Raw genomic sequence first — 3,655 nt, 5'->3', positions numbered from 1 at the left:
ATGACCATTCCCTCTTCTTTTTTATATTTGAACTGTCCGTTCTGGTTGATACATATGCCGGTTGTATCCATTCCACGATGCTGCATGGAAAAAAGTCCATAATAGATTGACGCTGCGGTGCTGAAAGCATCGACGTTGTTGTTGTACATAGCAAATAATCCGCTGCGATCCATAACTTACCCTCCTATTACATCTCTTTCAGGTATGTTTCGTATTTTACATTTTCTAATTTGTCTGCTTTTTTAAGAACCATCTGATTTAATCCTTCTGCATAGTCCTTTAATCTTGCTGAAAGTTCTGCATCGGTTGTTGCAAGAATCTTTGCAGCTAAAAGTCCTGCGTTCTGTGCACCGTTAATAGCTACAGTAGCTACAGGAATGCCCGGAGGCATCTGTACGATGGAATAAAGAGAATCCACACCGCCAAGTGCCTTTGTCTGTACCGGTACACCAATAACCGGAAGAACTGTCATCGCTGCTGTCATTCCCGGAAGATGTGCTGCTCCGCCGGCTCCGGCGATAATTACTTTAATACCTCTGCCTTCGGCTGTTTTTGCGTATTCACATAAACGATCCGGTGTACGATGCGCTGATACGATCGTCAGTTCATATGGAACTTTAAGTTCATCAAGAATCTCTGCCGCTTTCGACATAACAGGAAGGTCAGAATCACTTCCCATAATAATGCCAACTTTTACGTCCATGGTACTTCCTCCTCATAATTTAAAATGATATTTTTGAATGGGCAAGACGGGCTTTTTCGAGTGCACTTTCCACGGTTGTGTCTGTCACTGTGATATGCCCCATCTTTCTTCCCTTTGATACCTTTTCTTTGCCATAGATATGAACTTTCACTTCACCGATGGCATATGCCTCTTCAAGGCCCTTCACCTCAGCCTTATCAACAGAATACTGTCCGATAATATTTTTCATAACTGTCGGACGGATCAGCTCAGCCGAACCGAGAGGCAATCCCAGAATTCCGCGGATATGATTCTCATACTGGGATGTAACGCATCCTTCAATTGTATAATGTCCGGAGTTATGCGGTCTCGGTGCCAGTTCATTGACAAGCACTTCTCCGTCTGCTGTCACAAACAGCTCGATACAGAGCATTCCGTATGCATTAAATGCATGCACGGCTCTGCGGGCAATATCCATCGCCTTCTCCGTACTGGTTTCGCTTATATTGGCCGGCACAGTTGTTTCATCCAGAATACTGTCCTTATGAACATTTTCTGCAACAGGAAAAACTTTGACATCGCCGTTCACACTTCGGCATACAAGAATGGACACTTCCTTTTCAAATGGACAGAAAGCTTCTACCATCAAAGGCAGCTTTCCAGAGCCCAATGCTTCAAAAGCCCTCTCCACATCTGCTTCCGTATCAACCGGGGCATTACCTTTACCGTCATAACCGCCGGTGCATGTTTTAAGCATCATCGGATAACCAAAGATCTTTCCCGCCTCACGAATATCCTCCGGTGTCTCAACTTTTTTAAAGTCCGGCACAGGAAGGTCATTCTGACGCAGCCACATTTTCTGATCATATTTATTCTGGATATGAAGCAGTGTCTCGCTGGAAGGATATACCTTGTGTCCTTCCGCTTCCAGTTCCCGGAGTGCCTGTGCATTGATATGCTCAAACTCATAAGTGATCACATCTACTTTATCTGCAAGTTCGTGAAATGCACGAACATCATCAAAATCCGCAACAATATGCTCATCTGCAATGCTGTCTGCCGGACATTTCGGTGTTGGATCAAGAATCACGAAATAGGTGTCCAGTCGTTTTGCATCTAAAATCATCATCTTTCCAAGCTGTCCGCCGCCAATAATTCCAATTCGATACATACTTTAAAGCCTCTCTTTATTAAAATATAAGTACATCTAATAAGTCTTTTGAAATTTAATTTTACACTATTTCATTGTAACCGCCACACCTTTATCCGTCAATAGCTCCATGCCAAAAAAGGCTCTTCAAAGAGCCTTTTTTTCATACTTATTAAACACACTTATCAATCTTTATTAAGAGGAATATTGAGACTTTCTGTTCCATCAAGAACAAAGCGTCCATCACGGATAATAGATATCATATTTTCATCCGGATCGACAACAACGATCTCACCAATCTCATCATAAGGTATGGTTATATCTGTATGGCAGTTAAAGTAGGCATTAAATCCTTCTTCCCCTCTCCTTGCAGAAATTTCATTTTCTCTGGCAATCATCTCTTTGCCGTCCGGATTATAAATCGGATGTTCTTCCGCTCTGGAATAACATGTATCACCGATGGCAAAATGGGGGCCTGTCTTCTCCACGATCAGAATTGGCAGCCGCTCAATCATATGATACTTCTCAGCAGCCGCATAAGCTGTTGTGTTTGTTCCGATGGCAAACTCACCGATCGGCAGCGTATCCCGTCCGACCATAAGATAATCTTTTATCAGACGCTTATTATGTTCTTCATCCTCCGAATTTCCACAGCTGTAACTGATGATCTTCCCGTCTGCAAATCGCAGCATAAGATCCTTAAAATGAATACCGTTTAAATAGACGCTCGTCGCATGCAGCAATCCCTCTGTACCCGAAAGTTTTGGACTGGTAAACACTTCACCAACCGGAATATTCACATCTGCACAGCAGTTTTCAAACAGAGTCTGTTTTTCCGGATCAGCAAGCGGATGAAGGTGTACTTTCATAACGGTCTTATTCGGAGCCTTTCCCCGTATATATACGTAACGTCCTTTATCCAGCACATCAATGATCTTCTGCTGAATATCCTGATATGTCTGATTATCCAGTGTATTGACTTTGATGATCTCTTCAAAAATCTCCTCAAAATCTTCTCCGATGTCCGGTGTCGGAAAAGCAATGATGGTAAAACTAATCTCCGAACTTTTTCGGAATTCTTCTGCCAGAACTGCCTGCAAATTCGAAAATTCACTCTCCAGCTTTTGTTGTTTGCTGCTCATATGGCAGGCATTTTCCTTCATCACCGGTGCAAAAGGTTCCTCTCCGAAGGTTTCAAAACATGCCGGACCCGCATTTTCACAAACCCATGTCCGACATTCTTCATAAGCTTTTCTTAATGCAGCCAGATGACGGCTCGCAAGCGGACGGTCATAAAAAAGTGCTTTATCCTTGCAATGATCAAATTCAAACTGAAGGTTGGCACCCTTGCCCTGATAGCCAATCCGGATCTGACGGCGGTTTAAAATGGTTGTTGATGCCGGGAAAAAGACCGGTTCCAACCCGTGAGATCTGAATTTTTCAACAGCACTCCGAAAAACCCGCTCAAATCCAAGACTTCCGCGAATGGTCACATAGTGTTTATCCACAAGAGAAATCCGATTCACTTCAAAGCCTCGCAGATACCCTTCAACAAAGGTATCTGCAATGCGATCGATCTTCTCCTGACTCATGCCGTTCAAATATTCTGCCGTCTTTAACTCCGTATCCGAAACATATTCTCCAAAACGATATAAATATCTTAAGTCTGTCAGATCTTCCGACATAATAATGGATTTGATAGGGGAAAAATCCGGGTCAAACTGCTCATGCATCCGCCAGGAAGTCATCTCTTCACTGTAATCGCTGACATACCAGTAGATGACGCTTCGGATATCCTCTGACTTCGGTAAGCTTTGCTCCTG

3 protein-coding genes are annotated in these 3,655 nt (G+C 43.2%); all 3 read right to left on the bottom strand.

Going from position 1 to position 3,655, the window contains the following annotated elements; all coding sequences use genetic code 11:
- Positions 1-187 precede the first annotated feature (187 nt).
- Positions 188-703, bottom strand: coding sequence for a 5-(carboxyamino)imidazole ribonucleotide mutase (purE, locus tag QZZ35_RS09960; RefSeq protein ID WP_291233761.1), 516 nt, complete (start codon positions 701-703; stop codon positions 188-190).
- 19 nt (positions 704-722) lie between these two features.
- Positions 723-1,853, bottom strand: coding sequence for a 5-(carboxyamino)imidazole ribonucleotide synthase (locus QZZ35_RS09955; protein ID WP_291237261.1), 1,131 nt, complete (start codon positions 1,851-1,853; stop codon positions 723-725).
- A gap of 164 nt (positions 1,854-2,017) precedes the next feature.
- Positions 2,018-3,655 (bottom strand): aminopeptidase (locus tag QZZ35_RS09950; RefSeq protein WP_291237260.1); only part of this gene is annotated, 1,638 nt, incomplete at its 5' end.

The organism is Frisingicoccus sp., assembly GCA_016298055.1.
Classification (GTDB): Bacteria; Bacillota; Clostridia; order Lachnospirales; family Lachnospiraceae; genus Frisingicoccus.
This window is presented reverse-complemented; position numbering and strand designations above follow the sequence as displayed.